Raw genomic sequence first — 17315 nt, forward strand, 5'->3', positions numbered from 1 at the left:
TCTGTATACTGAAAATGAATGAATCATCATTCACTTATTATATTACATTCAAGGAAATATTCTGTCAACTTTCTTTTTTATGTTTATTGAATACTTTCGGATTCTTCATATTTCGCCTTCTCCTCCTCAACGAGCTGACGACGCAGAATCTTACCAACAGCCGTCTTCGGAAGCTCATCTCTGAATTCATATAACCTCGGTACTTTAAAGGCCGCCATATGCTTCCTGCAGAATTCATTCAGTTCGTCTTCCGTAATATCGCTGTCCTGCTTTCTAACGATGAAAGCTTTGACGGTTTCCCCGCGATACGGATCCGGTACTCCGACTACAACCGCTTCCTGCACTTCGGAGTGTTCATACAGCACTTCCTCCACTTCACGCGGGTAAATGTTGTACCCACCGGCGATGATCATATCCTTTTTACGGTCCACGATATAGAAATATCCATCTTCGTTCATATAGCCCATATCCCCGGTCCGGAACCAGCCATCTTCACTCAACACCTGAGCTGTTTCCTCCGGACGGTTCCAATATCCCTTCATGACTTGAGGCCCTTTGACGACAATCTCCCCGATTTCTCCATAATCCGCTTCCTCATCCGCATCCATCTTGAAAATTTTCGAGTCTGTGTCCGGCCATGGAATACCGATGCTTCCGCTGACCCGATGGCCCCAGATAAGGTTGGAATGCGTGGTCGGTGACGTTTCAGTCAAACCGTAGCCTTCCACGAGACGGCCCCCGGTGATTTTCTCAAACTGTTCCTGCACTTCAACCGGAAGAGGCGCAGAACCACTGATGCAGGCTTCAATCGAGGATAGATCATACTTCTTCAAGTTCGGATGGTTCAACAGCGCAATGTAAATGGTAGGTGCTCCAGGGAAAAGCGTCGGACGCTGTTTCTCGATGACTTTCAATACAGCTTCCGCATCGAATTTCGGCATAAGGATCATTTTGTTGCCCATCATAACCGACAAGTTCATCACCGAAGTCATGCCGTACACGTGGAAAAATGGCAGGATGGCAAGCACCCGCTCTTCTCCGTCCCTGCATTTATACAGCCATTTCTTCGCCATCTGTGTATTGACGATCAAATTGTAATGGGTCAGCATTACCCCTTTTGGAAATCCAGTCGTGCCGCCGGTATACTGCAGCAGCGCTAAATCCTCCAAAGGATCCACATCAACCGGCTTTACTTCCCGTGTGCTCTCCTTTAAGAGATGGGTCCAGAGGTGGGTGTCCGTCGATTGCTCGGGCTTAACGAGCACTTGATATTGACGCTTCTGTATAAAAGGATAAATCTTATTCTTAGGAAATGGAAGGTAATCCTTAATTCCCGTCACTATAATATGTTCCAGATCTGTTTCCGGCTTCACATTCGCCGCCTTCGGATACAGGATATCGAGACAAATGATGACCTTGGCCCCAGAGTCCTTCATCTGATACTCCAGTTCCCTCTCCATATACAGCGGGTTCGTCTGAACGACAATCCCACCGGCAAGAAGCACACCGTAATACGCAACGACCGACTGCGGACAGTTGGGAAGCATGATCGAAACACGATCCCCCTTCTCCACACCCAGCTGCTGCAGGTAACTGGCTGCAGCCAGGGATTGATCGTACACTTCCTTATAGGAAAGCTCCTTCCCCATGAAATAAAGCGCTTTCTTTTCTCCGTAAGCTTGAGCGGTATCGCGCAGGTAATCCTGCAGTGGACGTTGGTCGTACTCCATTTCCACCGGTACTTCCGGCGGGTAGTACTTGTGCCATGGACGCTGAAAGTCTGTCATACTCACATGCCCCCTTTTTTATCTTCTCTTCTATTATAACGACACTTCCCCAACATTTGAAATACAATTTAAAATTTTGAGAATATTTGACAAAAATCTACAGAAAATAAAAAAATTCACCGGAGTCCGTCTCCGATGAATTCAATCGTTCTCTTCTAGTACACGATACAGCTAAATGATGAAATACAAAATACCGACTATGAGAAATAGAGCGGCAACGACCATGAGGACTTTCGCTAAGGTTTCCAAACGACTCGCTCCCTAAATAATATTCGCCCCGATCACATAGGAAAGACCGACGGATATGATAAGGGAAATAAAACCGACAGCCCTGTTGTCCGCAGCAATTTCCTCGTCTATCTTGAACGAAGGCGTTAAAAATTCAAAGATGAAATACCCGCCAATCAGAAGACAGAAGCCGTAAAGGCCCCATCCCATCGTCTGGGTGAGGGCATCATTATGTTCAATGGAGAAGCGGAATATGTTAGCGATCCCGAATAATTTCCCGCCCGTAGCCATAGCTACGGCGAGATTGCCTTTTTTTATTTCCTCCCAGTTGTTATAGGAAGTCACAATTTCAAAAATCGCCATGAATACGACCAGACACAGGACGACAACACTGTAACTGGCGGCTGTTTCCACTAATGGATGTTCCCAAAAATCAGTCATACTCGCTCCCGCTCCCCTTTTCGTTGAACATTAGCGGAGTTCCAGTACGGTGACTCCACTTCCACCTTCATTCATACCCCCTGCACGGTGGGAGGCTATGCTCCGGTGGTTTTTCGCATAGTTCTGAACCGCTGTCCGCAGCGCTCCTGTACCTTTTCCGTGAATGATGGACACTTGCGGATATGCGGCAAGCAGTGCATCATCCACATACTTCTCCAACCGGTTCAGGGCATCTTCGTAACGCTCCCCGCGCAGGTCCAGTTCTGGTTTTACATGAAAACTTTTCCCTTTGACCGTCGCCATAGGCTTTTCTTTATAAGGCTCCTTAGCTTTTACGAATTCCAGTTCTTTTCGTTTCGCTTTTACTTTCATAACTCCAACTTGGACCTGATATTCGTTCTTTCCCGTCTGATCCACGATGGTGCCCTGCTGGTTCAGTGTAAGCAGCTTCACTTCGTCACCCGGCTTCAGTTCTTTTGTTTCTTTCTTTTTAGGTGTCGGAGCTTCCTTGGCTTTTTTCTTCGCCAGTTCTGGCTGCGCCTCGTCGAACATCTTCCGGGCTTCAATCCACTCGTGCTCTTTCATCTGCGACTGGGTTTTCATATTCCGGATTTCGCCGACAATGGTTTCTGCCTCTTCACGGGCCTGCTGGATCGCTTTTTCCGCTTTCTGCTCCGCTTTTTCATACAGCTTTTCCCGCTGATTCTCGAACTGGTTCCATTTTTCCTCCAGTTCACGCTTCAGCTTCTCTGCCTCGGCGAGCATCTCTTCGGCTTCTTCATAATCGCGTTCGGCTTCACGTTTAGATTCTTCGAGAGAGGCAATCATATTTTCCACACTCTGTGAATCGACACCGATATGGCTTTTCGCAGATTCAATCACGTTTTCCTTCAGACCAAGACGTCTGGATATCTCAAAAGCGTTACTGCGTCCCGGGACGCCGATCAACAGCCGGTATGTCGGCTTCAATGTCTGGATATCAAACTCCACAGACGCATTAATGACCCCGTCCCGGTTATATCCGTAGGCTTTCAGCTCAGGATAGTGAGTCGTTGCGATGACGCGGGCATCCCGTTGAACGACCTCATCCAGGATTGACATCGCAAGAGCAGCCCCCTCCTGCGGGTCTGTTCCTGCTCCCAACTCATCGAATAAGACGAGGGATTGATGGTCGACCTTATCTAAAATATCCACGATATTGGTCATATGGGAAGAGAACGTAGATAAGCTCTGTTCGATGGACTGCTCATCCCCTATATCCGCATAAACTTCTTTGAATACCGCAAGCTCACATCCATCAAGCGCGGGGACCTGCAGGCCGGACTGAGCCATAAGCGTACATAAGCCTACCAGCTTCAGGGTGACGGTTTTACCCCCGGTGTTCGGACCGGTGATGACAATGGATGTGTAATCCTCTCCGATCTCGATATCGTTCGGGACTACTTCCTCACCGTCAATCAAGGGGTGTCTCGCCTGTTTCATCTTAATACGGCCTTCATTATTCATGGCAGGCATGGAGGCTTTCATCTGCTGTCCGAGTTTGGCTCTGGCAAACATGAAGTCGATCTGTCCAAGAATCTGTACATTGTACGACAGGACCGCGTGTTCCTCCGCAATCGATTCAGATAGTTCTTTGAGAATCTTTTCAATCTCATTTCTTTCCTTCACGCGAGCTTCCTGCAGGTTATTGTTCAAATCCACGACGGATTGAGGTTCGATAAACAAGGTGGCTCCTGAAGAAGACTGATCATGGACAATCCCTCCAATTGAGCCACGGTACTCTTGTTTGACCGGGAGGACGTAACGTTCGTTACGGATGGTCACAATGGAGTCTGAGAGCATTTTGGATTTTGATTTTGTAAAGGAATCCATTTTGTCCCTCACCCGGCTCTCATACGTACGAATGCTGGAGCGGATGGTGCGGAGTTTTTCAGAAGCCCCATCCATCACTGTTCCATGCTCGTCGATGCAGTTCCTGATTTCCTGCTCCAGTTCTTTTAATGGAACAAGACTGGCGGCCAGTTCTCTCAGAATCGGCATTTCCGGATCTTCCATATCATCTATGAAACGCTTCAGCTGACGGCCGCCGTAAATGGTGCTCGCTATATCCAGACACTCCAGCGGGCTCAGTGTTCCGCCGATGGTCGTGCGCTTGATGCTCGGCTTAATATCAAAGATCCCACCAAGAGGCACATGCCCTTTTAAACGGAGGACCTGCCCGGCTTCATCTGTTTCTTTCTGCAGCTGGATGACTTCATCAAGTTCTGATGACGGCTTGAGTGCTGCTGTTTTCTCTTTTCCCAAAGAAGAGGCTGCCTGCTCGTTCAGCTGTTCAATAATCTTTTTATATTCAAGTACATGAAGGATTCTTTGATTCATGCCTGACCGACTCCTTTTATTCCTACTTACGAATCTTACATTGGTCCATGAACCGCTCTTTCGTCCATGTGTTCACGACCGTTTCTTTTCTTAACCAGCCTTTACGGGCCGTGCCGACCCCGATTCTCATGTGCTCCAGCATAGCGTAGCTGTGAGCATCCGTGTTGATGGCAATATTCACACCAGCTTCCTGGGCCTTCATGAGCCACTCCCAGTTCAAATCAAGACGGTTGGGGTTGGCGTTCAGCTCAAGAATGGTACCTGTGCGTGCCGCTCCTTCAATCAACTGTTCCAGATTTACCGCGTAGCCTTCACGGCGTCCAATCAAACGTCCCGTAGGGTGGGCAATCATATGCACATGCGGGTTCTCAAGGGCATTCATCAATCGTTCCATAATCTGCTCCTCGGATTGTTGGAAGCTTGAGTGGATCGATGCGATTACGAAGTCCATCTCTTGAAGAAAGTCATCCTCAAAGTCGAGGCTTCCGTCTGGGAGGATGTCCATCTCTATGCCTGCAAATATATGAAAACCTTCCATCGTTTCATTGATTTCTTCAATTTCTTTCCGCTGCTCGCGCAATCGTTTTTCATTCAAACCGTTTGCCACTCTCAAATACTTGGAGTGGTCGGTAATGACGATGTAGTCATACCCTTTTTCCTTCGCTCTTTCCGCCATTTCCTTAATGGACTGGGCGCCGTCACTCCACGTCGAGTGCATATGAAGATCGGAGCGTATATCAGGAAGATCGACAAATTGGATCTTTTCCTTAAATTTTTCAACCTCTCCATAATTCTCACGGACCTCCGGAGGAATGAAATGGAGGTCAAAATGCTTAAAGAAGTCTTCCTCGGATTCAAAGGTTTTCACTTCACCCGTATGGATGTCTTCAATTCCGTACTCGCTGATTTTTTCATCCTGCTCTTTCGCCAGCTGTCTCATGGCCACGTTATGGTCTTTGGATCCGGTAAAATGATGAAGGGTGGTCGCAAATTCATGAGGCGCCACAATACGGAAGTCAATGCCGATGTCATAGCCCTCATGGACAACGATGGAAACCTTTGTTTCCCCGGAAGCGACGACTTCTTTCACGTCTGGATAAGCCAGAAGCTCATCTCTTGTTGCTGCCGGATTCTCCGACGCAATAATAAAATCAAGATCCTTGATCGTTTCTCTCATTCTCCGCAGACTTCCTGCGCGGGAAAAGCGCTCAAACGTCTCCGCCTGCTCCAAGTAAGCTTCCACCTTTTCTGCCAGCGGCAGCATGATGGCAATCGGCAGACGCTCCGGGCGGGAATTTGCCTCTTCAAGAGCTTTCAGCATTTTTTCGGCAGACTTTTTACCGAAACCTTCCAGTTCCTCCACCCTGCCGGACTCCAGTGCTTCCTTCAGCGTTTCTGCGTCCGTCACTTCAAGCTTTTGGTAGAGCTTGGCCAGCTTTTTGCCGCCCAGTCCCGGCAGGTCCAGAAGAGGAACGAGTCCTTCAGGCACTTCTGCCTGCAGCTGCTTCAGCGTATCTGATTCTTCGTTGGCGATATATTCGTCGATGACCGCCGCCGTTCCTTTCCCGATCCCATTCATCTTTGTAAAATCATCCATCTCACTCAGGGAGCGGTCATCCCGCTCCAACGCCTGGGCCGCTTTCCGGTAGGCGGATATTTTAAATGGATTTTCGCCTTTCAATTCCAAATAAACAGCGATTTGTTCCAGCAATTTAATGACCTGTTTCTTATCGACAGCCATTGTTCATCGTCTCCTTTTTATATGAGTGATGCAGATGCTCATGAAAAAACCGCCATGATTACTATCACAGCGGCTCAACCTTCATTCCAAAATCGTACCTGCTCAGCCCGCTACGTGTTCAATCCACAGATTTTCCAATTCATTGGAAAGCACCGGCGTATGTTCAATGATCAGCTGGGCTAACAGGGACCCGTCCAACGCACTCTGCACCCCGGCTACAGGTACCAGCGCGGCTATGTACAACACGACAAATAGAATGACATAGTTTTCGACGAAGCCCAGTATGCCACCCAGCAGGGTATTCAATGAATTCAAAATCGGCAGCTCCGATACGAAATCCAGCATGGAGGCTATAATATGAAGCACAATCTTCGCTCCGAAAAACAGGATGGCAAAAGCCACTGCGTTATAAAAAGCCTGTTCAAGCGGGAGGTTATCCAGAAATACAGCCCACGAGGCGTCTGCCGGCAGTTCGGGGTAGGGAACCCACAGGGTCAGCTTCGGGGAGAGATCGTCATAATAGATGACAGCTGCCACAAAGGCAACGATAAATCCGATTAAATGAAAGAGCTGAAGGATGAAACCTCTCTTCAACCCGGTAAGTATTCCGATAAACATAAGAAACAATAGCAGTAAATCAATCATTTTTTCTGTCGTCCTCTTTCTCCAGCTTTTCAATATAATTCATAAGTTCCGCACATTCGTCTTTTAATTTAATGTATTCATTCATTGTATTTACAGCGGTCAATACAGCGAGCATGGAAGTATCCAGACTAGGGTTCGCTTCATGGATTTCGCGCATTTTTTGATCCACCAGACTCGATACCATACGGATATGATGAGGCTCTTCATGACCAACTATCGTGTAAGATCGTTTATTGATCTCCACGGTGATTCTTTTTTTCTCTTGGTCTGACTGCGACACATTCATACCCCCTAGTTTCTCTCAATCCTAAACTTAATATTAACATGACTATTCTCCTTAGGGAAACCAATATGGATGTTTTTCGCAAATGTTCTCATTTTTACGCCGTTCTGCTATACTGTGGTTATTATTTTGGTACGAAAGAAAGGAACGAATTATGCCTCAAGTTGTCTTAACACTGCCCACCTCAACCTTAGAGAAAATGAAAACCTATTACGCATCCCAGAGCAAGCCGAATGTCCCTTCCAGTGCATTATTTGCTGCAAAAACAACGGCCTGCACCATTACCGCCTACCGCTCCGGGAAAGTCCTCTTCCAAGGAAAAAATCCTGAAGAAGAAGCCGACAAATGGGGGACCGGATCTTCTGCATCCGGTCAGAATAAAAAGAGTTCCTCCCACCACCGCTATCATCCGTCAGAAAGCTTATTCACCAGCTCTCATATCGGGTCAGATGAAGCAGGAACCGGTGACTACTTCGGCCCCATCACTGTCGCTGCCGCTTATGTAACAGCGGAGCAGATTCCACAATTGAAGGCCATCGGTGTTAAGGACTCCAAAAATCTGTCAGATGCACAGATTACCGACCTGGCCAAGGACCTGGCTGCCTTAAAAATCCCATACAGTCTGCTGCGTCTGCCTAATAAAAAATACAACCAGCTGCAGAAAAAAGGATGGAGCCAGGGGAAAATGAAAACGATCCTTCACCACCAGGCCATCAACCGGCTTTTGGAAAAAATCGCCCCCGAAAAGCCGGAAGGAATTTTGATTGACCAGTTTTCCCAGCCGGATGTCTACCAAAAGCATCTGCGGTCTGAAAAACAGCAGCTTCAGGAAAACGTCTACTTCATGACGAAAGCGGAAAGCTATTCCATTGCCGTAGCAGCTGGATCGATCATTGCCCGGTCAGCTTTCGTCAAAGCGATGGACACGCTTGAATTCGATACGGGGCTGCCGATTCCAAAGGGCGCTTCAGGGAAAGTGGATAAGGCCGCTGCCGCCGTCATTGAAGCATACGGAGAAGACAAGCTCGATGAACTGGCGAAAGTCCACTTTGCCAACACCGATAAAGCGAAGAAATTTGTGAAATGACAGAGAAAACCCCCGCCGGGGCATCCCGGCGGGGGTTTTGCATTACCCGCGAAGTTCTGCTTCGTGCTTGTCTTTAACAGCAGCTAAGATTTGCTCATGGGCTTCTTCTACTTCCTGGTCTTTCAGAGTACGAACAGGATCAAGATAAAGCAGACGGAAGGCAAGGGACTTCTTGCCAGCTTCCAGATGCTCTCCCTGATAGACGTCGAACACTTGAACATCTTTCACAAGCGGCGCACCTGCTTCAGAAATCGTCGCTTCAATCGCACCTGCTGATACATCCTTGTCCACGACCAGCGCGATATCCCTTGAAACAGAAGGATGTCTCGGAATGACACGGAACGTCTCTTCTTTTTCATAAGACTGGAACAAGGCTTCAAGGTTTAGATCGAACACGTAAGTTTCTTTCAAGCCGAATTCTTTCTGCAGCTTCGGATGCACCTGACCAGCAAAGCCTGCGATACGGCCTTCATGACGGATGACAGCTGTACGGCCCGGGTGCATGGATGGCAGTTTCGCCTTTTCGTAAGTGAAGGAAAGGCCGAGCTGATCTCCAAGACCTTCGACAATGCCTTTGACGACAAAGAAGTCGACCGCTTTTTTCTCCTGCTGCCACAAATGAGATGTCCAGTCGCCGGTAAGGGCTCCTGAGGCACGCAGCATTTCGGACGGCTGTTTCGTCACTTCCTGCTCATCACTGATGAATACCGTACCTACTTCATAATAGGCCAGGTTCTCTTGTCGACGGGCAACGTTATAAGATAGGGATTCCAGCAATTCAGGCAGGATGCTCAACCTTAGATAGGCGTGATCCTCACTCATCGGCATAGCCAGACCTACAGGGCTCTCGGCTGCTTCCTCTACTTCCGGACTGACGAGCATAACGGCTTTATCTTTATGTGTCAGGGAGTACGTAATGGTTTCGTGAAGACCTGCACCTTCGAAGTATGCTTTCACGCGGCGTTTCAACTGTTGATTCACAGTGAGTCCGCCTGCCTGTGATTCTCCTTCCGGAAGGGTGAATGGCAGATTATCATAGCCGTAGATACGGGCAACTTCCTCAAGGATATCTTCAAAAATGGTGATATCGCCGCGGCGGGTTGGAATCGTTACATCAAACTGCCCGCCGTCCTGGTTGTATACAAACTGCAGACGACGGAAAATATCAGCCATTTCCTCGTTGGAAATCTCGGTACCGAGTCGGTCGTTGATCACACTCCTATGGACGGTTACCTGCTTTTCGGAACGGTCCAGCTTGTCGAAGGAAGCATTCCCTTCCAGCACACGGCCTCCGGCATACTTTTGAAGAAGCTCACAGGCACGCTTTCCGGCGCGTTCTACGCGGTTAGGGTCCACCCCTTTTTCAAAACGTGAGCTTGATTCACTGCGCAGCCCGTGATCCTTGGAAGCTTCACGAACGACAGAAGGGGCAAAATACGCCGCTTCCAGGATGATCGTTGTCGTGTCTTCCTGGACTTCCGATTCCGCGCCGCCCATCACACCGGCGATCGCATGCGGTTTTTCCCCATTCGTTATGACCAGGTGACGGCTGTTCAATGTGCGCTCCTGGTCATCCAATGTGACGATTTTCTCCCCATCTTCCGCTCGACGTGTGCGGATGGTTTGAGAACCGAAGCGGTCATAGTCAAATGCGTGAAGGGGCTGGCCGTACTCCATTAACACGTAGTTGGTAATATCCACAACATTATTAATCGGACGGATTCCAGCAGCTGTCAGACGGTTGCGCATCCATAACGGTGATGGGCCGACCTGAACATCCTTGATGACGAAAGCGCCGTAATAAGGATTGGCCTCTGGGTCGTCTACTTCAACCGTAAGCAGATCAGATGCTTTCTCATCAATGGTTTCAACTTTTTCTTCAGCCAGTGTGTAGACGCCGTCAATCGCAGCAGCCACTTCATAAGCCACTCCCGCCATACTCATCGCATCCGAACGGTTCGGAGTCAGACCAAGCTCAATGATCAAATCATCAAGGTTCAGTTCAGAGACAGCGTCGGCACCGATTTCTGTATCCTCCGGGAATACGAATATCCCTTCTGCATATTCCTTAGGTACATCCTTTTCATCCACACCAAGCTCTTGAAGGGAACAGATCATCCCGTTGGAGGCTTCCCCGCGGAGCTTCGTTTTCTTAATTTTGAAGTTCCCCGGAAGGACAGCTCCCGGTACAGCGACTGCGACTTTCTGACCTTCGGCCACGTTTGGCGCGCCACATACGATCTGAAGCATTTCTTCACCAACGTCAACCTGACAGAGATTCAGTTTATCCGCATTCGGATGCTGCACACAGGATGTCACTTGTCCAACCACGACCCCCGTGACGCCCTCTGCTACAGGCTCTACGCTTTCTACTTCAATCCCCGTTTTTGTAATGATTTCAGCCAGGTCCTCCGGAGAGTAGGCGCTGACATCAATGTATTCGTTCAACCAGTTTAAAGATACAAGCATTTTTCCATTCCTCCCTTAAGCTTTATGATACTGTTCCAAGAACCGGATATCGTTGGTATAGAAGTGACGGATATCGTCGACCCCGTATTTCAGCATGGCGATCCGTTCAGGTCCCATTCCGAAAGCAAAGCCGGAGTATTCGCTGGAATCGTAGCCGGCCATTTCCAATACGTTCGGGTGGACCATGCCCCCGCCGAGAATTTCAATCCAGCCCGTTCCCTTACAGACGGAACAGCCTTTACCACCGCACACTTTACAGGAAATATCCATCTCAACCGATGGTTCTGTGAACGGGAAGAAACTTGGACGAAGGCGGATTTCACGTTCCGCTCCGAACATCTGCTTCGCAAATGCATTCAGTACGCCTTTCAGATCACTCATGCGGACATGCTTATCTACAAGCAGACCTTCAATCTGGGTGAACTGGTGGGAGTGCGTGGCATCATCGGTGTCACGGCGGTACACTTTACCAGGACAGATCATTTTCACAGGTTCAGCACCGTTTCTTGTCCCCATCGTTCTTGCTTGTACAGGCGAGGTATGGGTACGCATCAACAACTCTTCTGTAACATAGAAGGAATCCTGCATATCACGGGCCGGGTGGCCTTTCGGCAGATTCAACGCCTCGAAGTTGTAATAATCGGTTTCTACCTCTGGTCCTTCCTTGATTTCAAAGCCCATACCGATGAATAAATCCTCAATTTCTTCTACTATGCTCGTCAACAGGTGCGGACCGCCTACGTGAACCGGACGGGCAGGAAGGGTTACATCAATGCTTTCCTCTTCCAGCTGTTTCTCAAGCGCCTCGTCCTCAAGACCTGTCTGTTTCGCTTCGATCGCTTCTGCAATGCTCTCACGCACGTCATTGGCGAGCTGTCCGATGACCGGGCGCTCTTCCTTCGATAATTTGCCCATGCCGCGGAGTACTTCCGTGATCGGTCCTTTCTTCCCTAGATACTCGACACGAATGTCTTTCAACCCTTGAATGGAATCAGCGTTCTCCACCTTCTGCAACGCTTCCTGTTTCAGCTGCTCTAAACGTTCCTTCATCAGTAATTCCTCCTTTAATGAAAATAAAAAAAGCCCCCTCCCTGTAAAAAGGGACGAGACTTGTATGGTTTGTTTCGCGGTACCACCCTTGTTGACACCTGTGGTGCCCACTTGTATGAAATAACGGACGTTCATCCGGGCCGAAACGGCCAGCTCCAGAGTGAAATTTCAACGAATGTCACGATGGCAGCACTCCCAGTCTATGGTGCTTCCTCCCTGAAACGATTCCCATTCATTTACTTTGCTCTATCTCAGCTATTGATCGATGTAATTATTAGAACTGCATTTATTATAGTCAAAGTTGCTGCTGGATGCAACCTCAGCTTTTCAAATGATACATAAGAACAGCACCCGCAATGGCAGCATTCAACGACTCCGCCTGTCCATATATCGGGATATACACATGCTGATCTGCCGCCTCGACAAGTTCTTTAGAGATGCCGCTGCCTTCATTTCCAACCACTAAAGCAACTTTCTCAGGAACCGCCAGCTCTTTATATGAGACGGCGTTCTCCAGCGCAGAGGCCCAGATTTCCACACCCTGATCCTTCAATTCGTGCACGTAAGCGCCGAGGTCTCCTGTTAAGACCGGTAAATGAAACAGAGATCCTTGAGAAGCACGGATCACTTTATCATTAAAAATATCCACAGAACCCGTACCGACAATGACCTGGTCGAAACCGGCAGCATCTGCTGTACGGATCAGTGTCCCGATATTTCCCGGATCCTGGACAGCATCCAGCATCAAAGTAAGACTTCCCGGCGTAAAAGTATAATCTTCTTTAGCGACAACCGCTGCAATTCCTTGAGGCGTTTCGGTTTCAGCAACAGCCGCAAAAACATCACGGCTGACAATCGTATAAGGAATATCATCCGGAAGTTCAATGTCCGTTTCTTCGCGGACGATCAATTCTTTAACGGTCCAGCCGCTTTTCATCACCTCTTCAAACAGATGAAACCCTTCTACAAGAAACGTACCTGTTTGATTTCTATACTTTCGTTTATGTAGTTTCTTCCAATCCTTCACTTTTGCATTTTGTAAGGAAGTGAGCATTATCGTCCCTCTTTTCCTGTTTATTTCTCATTCATCATACATAGCCGCACCACGGTTGGTCAAACTAATCATGAATAATTTTCGAATCCTATTACAAAGGAGGACTTGACGATGAATTTAAATCTGCGCGCAGCGATTCTGTCCAATGTCAGCAATCATAATGCCGAACAGCTTGAAGCCACTATTGATGATGCCCTGCAGAAGGGTGAGGAAAAAATGCTTCCCGGGCTTGGCGTATTCTTTGAAATGCTGTGGAAAGAATCCGATGAACAAGAACGCCAGGAAATTCTTGATACATTAGAACAAGGCTTAAAACAGAAATAAGCACGAAAAAAGCCAGCCCTTTACGGCTGGCTTTTTAGTATTACTGGAAGGTAATTTCTTTGACTGTATCCGCATCCAGGCCTTTAATAACTTCTACAATTAAGCGGACCGCATTTTCAAAATCATCACGGTGAAGCATAGCCGCATGAGAGTGAATATAACGCGTAGCAATCGTAATAGAAAGAGCTGGAACCCCGTCATGGCTTAAGTGGATGGCACCCGAGTCCGTTCCACCCCCGGCAAGGGAATCAAACTGATAAGGAATGTCGTTCGCATCCGCTGTATCCGTAACAAAATCACGAAGTCCTTTATGGGAAATCATAGAGGCATCGTACAGGATGATCTGCGGGCCGTCTCCCATTTTACTGGAAGCGTCTTTGTCCGATACACCCGGAGTATCCCCGGCAATACCGACATCGACACCAAAAGCAATATCCGGGTTGATCAGGTTGGCGGATGTGCGGGCACCGCGGAGACCGACCTCTTCCTGAACCGTTCCGACACCGTAAACCGTATTCGGGTGTTTTTCACCTTTCAACTGCTTCAGCACTTCAATCGCAATGGCACAGCCGATGCGGTTATCCCATGCTTTAGCCAACAGCATTTTTTCATTTTTCATCTGTGTGAATTCAAAATATGGAACGACAGAATCTCCCGGCTTCACACCGAATTCCATTGCCTCTTCACGGCTGGAAGCGCCGATATCGATGAACATATCCTTGATTTCCACAGCCTTCTTACGCTGCTCCGCAGGCAGGATGTGCGGTGGTTTCGATCCGATCACACCGGTGAGGTCACCATTGCGTGTCATGATCGTGACACGCTGGGCGAGCATAACCTGACTCCACCATCCTCCCACGGTCTGGAAGTAAATATAGCCATGATCATCAATGCGGGTAACCATGAATCCTACCTCATCGAGGTGACCGGCAACCATAACACTCGGGCCCTTTTTATTTCCTACTTTCTTCGCAATCAGACTTCCAAGATTATCTGTGAAGACTTCATCCGCATAGGGAGTGATGTACTGCTTCATGACGTCACGGGCTTCCCTTTCGTTTCCCGGTACACCTTTCGCGTCCGTCAGATCTTTCAACATCTGCAGTGTTTCATCTTTTTTAGCCATATGTATTCAAATCCTCCTTTTTCTATCCAATGTTATTATAAACCTTTTGAAGCGATTTCACAAAAATTCTGCCATTTTGTGATCAATAGCCCTGGTCCTGTCTTTTAAAATTCACTTCATTTTTATTTATATACGCTTCTTTCAAATCCTCTGCCGTAATTCCGATGGTCCGCCCTAAGGATACGTAGGCACGAAACAGGTTTTCGTAGTTTCCCTTCGTCTGTTCATGACGAAACGTCTCCACACGGCTGTATACGTCCAAAAATGCTTCCGTCTCTGTCACAGAACGGCCCTCTTCTTCCTGGCTGGTATAGCGGAAGCCCAGATCCAAACCAAGGGACAACAGGAAATGAACCCCATCTACATACTCTTCCTGAATGACCGATGGAGCGCTCGGCCCTTTCGTACTCCAAAATTTAAAGCAGCGCGTTTCATTCGCCAGCTCCCCAAGCTCTACAAATAAGGCCAGGATTTTGGATTCGACATAAGCGCCTTTCTCCAAATTGTGCTGCTGTTCAATATAATGATCCAGTTTTTCCTGCATCTGATATAACGATTCCCAAAACATTGGTTGTCCCTCCTAAAAAAATCATCGATAATAATGTATCATTTTCTGAAACAAAAAGACATGCTGATACGTATAGGAGGCACGTACCTTCAAGGAAGGAGTCCGATGTTCATGATCATCCTTTTGTTCAGACTGCTGCTGCTTCTGGCGATAGCCTTTATTATGTACACCGCTTATAAATTCATCGTCAATCCAAGGAGAAAGCTGGATCTTGCCCGGGATAAAAAAGAATTTTACTTTCATGATAACCAGGAAGATACGAAAGAGAATTTCCTGATGACTTTGAAAGGTCATGTGTTTGAAGGGGAAAAATATTTAGGGACAACCGAAGATGCCTTTGAGGTCGTTACGATCAATGTAAGCGCCCACGACCCGAACAAGCTTCAAGGGCTCGAACGGGAGGATATATACTTTATGGAACAAGAAATCCTCCTCCGTTATCCGCATGCTTCCATCGAATGGAAGTACCCGATCAACCGGCTGATTATCCATCCCTTGAAAAATAACGATGACTTCCATTAAAACAACCCTCTGCCCTTTGCTGCAGAGGGTTGTTCTTTTATGGATTCGTCTGGAAGAAATCGTTCCATAGAAACACTTCACTTTTTTTCCGGATCATGAAACTTACACCAACAAGCGCGCCTGAAAAAGCGACCATCATCGGCAGCGAAAAAAGCGTCACCCACTGACCGACAGAGGTGTAAATAAAGGCAAGCGGAAAATTAGCAAATAAAGATGATTTCGCATAATCCTTAAAATCTGCGCTGCTCTCAATAAGACAATACGACAACAGGTGAAAGTGAATAAAAGGAACAAGACGCAGCACAGCTACCTGCTTGACGGACAGGGATGCCTGTTTTTTCATCCATCGTTCCTTGATTCCCGCCATCCTTTTCATCACCCAAGGCACCATACGGATCGTCCGGTAAAACAACAGGCTGGATATCATCGTTCCAATCACCGAGTACGCGGTACCCGCAATCGGTCCGAACAACACGCCTCCGGTTATGCAGACAAGCATGACCGGGAGAAACAAAAAAGGCCGAAGCAGATGAATTCCGATAAACAAGAGCGGCGCCCAGGCTTCCTGATGTTCCAACCATGCCAGCACTGCTGTCGTTGTCCCGCCCACGTCAATCCCCTCCCTGCCTACATCTTATGACAGGATACTCAGGTATAGAACCGCACGTACAAATACCCGGTCAACACGACATGCGCGGCTATGAGGAATGGGAAACCGACGGCAAACGATTTATGCTTCGTCTTATGACGAAACACCTTCATCCCGAGTACTCCTCCTAATGCGCCTCCCAGCAAAGCTGCCATCCATAACCGCTTTTCAGGCACTCTCCACTTCTGTTCTCCAGCCCTCTTTTTGTCCACCCCCATCAGGATAAACAGCCAGATATTCACTCCGAAGTAATACAATCCTGCATACATCATCACCTTCACGCTCCCCTTATGTATTCGAACAGGGTATAAAAAAAGAGCCATTTCCAACCGGACGGAAATGGCTCTTTCTCATAAAATTACTTAAGAGCAGATTTTGCTTGCTCTGCAAGACTTGCGAAACCTTGGGCGTCGTTGACAGCAAGGTCAGCAAGCATCTTACGGTTCACTTCGATACCCGCAAGTTTAAGACCATGCATAAGACGGCTGTAGGAAATGTCGTTCAAACGCGCTGCAGCGTTGATACGAGCGATCCAAAGCTTACGGAAATCGCGCTTTTTCTGACGACGGTCGCGGTAAGCGTACTGTCCTGATTTCATTACCTGCTGTTTAGCAGTTTTAAATAGTGCATGTTTTGAACCATAATAACCTTTTGCTAGTTTAAGGACACGGTTACGACGTTGACGTGTCACTGTTCCACCTTTTACTCGTGGCATGGTAATCCCTCCTAATTAAATCAGTCTTTATTAGTCTTTCGGAAGCATATGCTTGATACGGCGGTAGTCTCCTGCAGAAACCAGTGCCTCTTTACGAAGCTTACGCTTTTGCTTAGTTGATTTGTTCGCGAACAAGTGGCTTGTGAAAGCGTGGGAACGTTTCACTTTACCTGTCCCAGTTTTTTTGAAGCGTTTTTGAGAACCTTTATGGGTCTTCATTTTTGGCATGTGAATTTCCTCCTTTAAA

Annotated in this window: 18 protein-coding genes; 3 read left to right on the plus strand and 15 right to left on the minus strand. The window is 47.8% G+C overall.

What is annotated here, in order from left to right:
- Positions 1 to 83: 83 nt before the first annotated feature.
- The 6 genes from ACXAJH_RS06560 to zapA form a co-directional block, all read right to left on the minus strand.
- Positions 84 to 1787: a long-chain-fatty-acid--CoA ligase gene (locus tag ACXAJH_RS06560; protein ID WP_474969151.1), complete on the minus strand. Its 1704-nt coding sequence runs from the start codon at positions 1785 to 1787 to the stop codon at positions 84 to 86.
- A gap of 261 nt (positions 1788 to 2048) precedes the next feature.
- A complete protein-coding gene (locus ACXAJH_RS06565) occupies positions 2049 to 2456 on the minus strand; it encodes a DUF350 domain-containing protein (RefSeq protein ID WP_474969152.1) in 408 nt (135 codons plus the stop codon).
- A gap of 30 nt (positions 2457 to 2486) precedes the next feature.
- Positions 2487 to 4835 (minus strand): endonuclease MutS2, encoded by a 2349-nt coding sequence (locus tag ACXAJH_RS06570; RefSeq protein ID WP_474989519.1) that lies wholly within the window; start codon positions 4833 to 4835, stop codon positions 2487 to 2489.
- A gap of 22 nt (positions 4836 to 4857) precedes the next feature.
- The gene (gene polX, locus ACXAJH_RS06575) at positions 4858 to 6576 is read right to left on the minus strand and encodes a DNA polymerase/3'-5' exonuclease PolX (protein ID WP_474993404.1); all 1719 of its coding nucleotides are present in this window, start codon (positions 6574 to 6576) and stop codon (positions 4858 to 4860) included.
- 102 nt (positions 6577 to 6678) lie between these two features.
- Positions 6679 to 7221 (minus strand): CvpA family protein, encoded by a 543-nt coding sequence (locus tag ACXAJH_RS06580; protein WP_474969155.1) that lies wholly within the window; start codon positions 7219 to 7221, stop codon positions 6679 to 6681.
- Positions 7214 to 7507, minus strand: coding sequence for a cell division protein ZapA (gene zapA, locus ACXAJH_RS06585; protein ID WP_474969156.1), 294 nt, complete (start codon positions 7505 to 7507; stop codon positions 7214 to 7216). The genes ACXAJH_RS06580 and zapA overlap by 8 nt, the downstream gene beginning before the upstream one ends.
- 151 nt (positions 7508 to 7658) lie before the next feature.
- Between zapA and rnhC the strand changes: the two genes are divergently transcribed.
- Positions 7659 to 8591 (plus strand): ribonuclease HIII, encoded by a 933-nt coding sequence (gene rnhC / locus ACXAJH_RS06590; protein WP_474993405.1) that lies wholly within the window; start codon positions 7659 to 7661, stop codon positions 8589 to 8591.
- Positions 8592 to 8633: 42 nt separating this feature from the next.
- Here the strand turns inward: rnhC and pheT are convergent, their stop codons facing one another.
- The 3 genes from pheT to ACXAJH_RS06605 form a co-directional block, all read right to left on the minus strand.
- Positions 8634 to 11060 carry a phenylalanine--tRNA ligase subunit beta gene (gene pheT, locus ACXAJH_RS06595; protein WP_474993407.1) on the minus strand — a complete coding sequence of 809 codons (2427 nt, stop codon included), beginning with the start codon at positions 11058 to 11060 and terminating at the stop codon, positions 8634 to 8636.
- A gap of 15 nt (positions 11061 to 11075) precedes the next feature.
- A complete protein-coding gene (gene pheS / locus ACXAJH_RS06600) occupies positions 11076 to 12110 on the minus strand; it encodes a phenylalanine--tRNA ligase subunit alpha (protein ID WP_474969160.1) in 1035 nt (344 codons plus the stop codon).
- A 319-nt stretch (positions 12111 to 12429) separates the two neighbouring features.
- Positions 12430 to 13164: a TrmH family RNA methyltransferase gene (locus tag ACXAJH_RS06605; RefSeq protein ID WP_474993409.1), complete on the minus strand. Its 735-nt coding sequence runs from the start codon at positions 13162 to 13164 to the stop codon at positions 12430 to 12432.
- Positions 13165 to 13275: 111 nt separating this feature from the next.
- Here ACXAJH_RS06605 and sspI point away from each other — a divergent pair, with 111 nt between their 5' ends.
- A complete protein-coding gene (gene sspI, locus ACXAJH_RS06610) occupies positions 13276 to 13488 on the plus strand; it encodes a small acid-soluble spore protein SspI (protein WP_474969163.1) in 213 nt (70 codons plus the stop codon).
- Between the two features lie 40 nt (positions 13489 to 13528).
- On the opposite strand, the gene ACXAJH_RS06615 is transcribed toward sspI, so the two are convergent.
- Positions 13529 to 14614 carry a M42 family metallopeptidase gene (locus tag ACXAJH_RS06615; RefSeq protein ID WP_027955188.1) on the minus strand — a complete coding sequence of 362 codons (1086 nt, stop codon included), beginning with the start codon at positions 14612 to 14614 and terminating at the stop codon, positions 13529 to 13531.
- Between the two features lie 82 nt (positions 14615 to 14696).
- The gene (locus ACXAJH_RS06620) at positions 14697 to 15182 is read right to left on the minus strand and encodes a dUTP diphosphatase (protein WP_474993410.1); all 486 of its coding nucleotides are present in this window, start codon (positions 15180 to 15182) and stop codon (positions 14697 to 14699) included.
- Between the two features lie 111 nt (positions 15183 to 15293).
- Here ACXAJH_RS06620 and ACXAJH_RS06625 point away from each other — a divergent pair, with 111 nt between their 5' ends.
- Positions 15294 to 15704, plus strand: a complete 411-nt coding sequence (locus ACXAJH_RS06625) for a sigma-w pathway protein ysdB (RefSeq protein WP_474970425.1) — start codon at positions 15294 to 15296, stop codon at positions 15702 to 15704.
- 37 nt (positions 15705 to 15741) lie between these two features.
- On the opposite strand, the gene ACXAJH_RS06630 is transcribed toward ACXAJH_RS06625, so the two are convergent.
- The 4 genes from ACXAJH_RS06630 to rpmI form a co-directional block, all read right to left on the minus strand.
- A complete protein-coding gene (locus ACXAJH_RS06630; RefSeq protein WP_051254684.1) occupies positions 15742 to 16314 on the minus strand; it encodes a TVP38/TMEM64 family protein in 573 nt (190 codons plus the stop codon).
- Positions 16315 to 16352: 38 nt separating this feature from the next.
- Positions 16353 to 16625 carry a DUF1294 domain-containing protein gene (locus tag ACXAJH_RS06635; RefSeq protein ID WP_474992323.1) on the minus strand — a complete coding sequence of 91 codons (273 nt, stop codon included), beginning with the start codon at positions 16623 to 16625 and terminating at the stop codon, positions 16353 to 16355.
- A gap of 86 nt (positions 16626 to 16711) precedes the next feature.
- Entirely contained in the window at positions 16712 to 17068 is a 357-nt protein-coding gene (gene rplT, locus ACXAJH_RS06640) for a 50S ribosomal protein L20 (protein WP_160836316.1), read from the minus strand.
- 30 nt (positions 17069 to 17098) lie between these two features.
- Complete coding sequence (gene rpmI, locus ACXAJH_RS06645; protein ID WP_027955182.1) at positions 17099 to 17296, minus strand: 50S ribosomal protein L35; 198 nt, start codon at positions 17294 to 17296, stop codon at positions 17099 to 17101.
- Positions 17297 to 17315 lie beyond the last annotated feature (19 nt).

The sequence above is a fragment of the Halobacillus sp. ABD4_316 genome, from assembly GCF_056161385.1.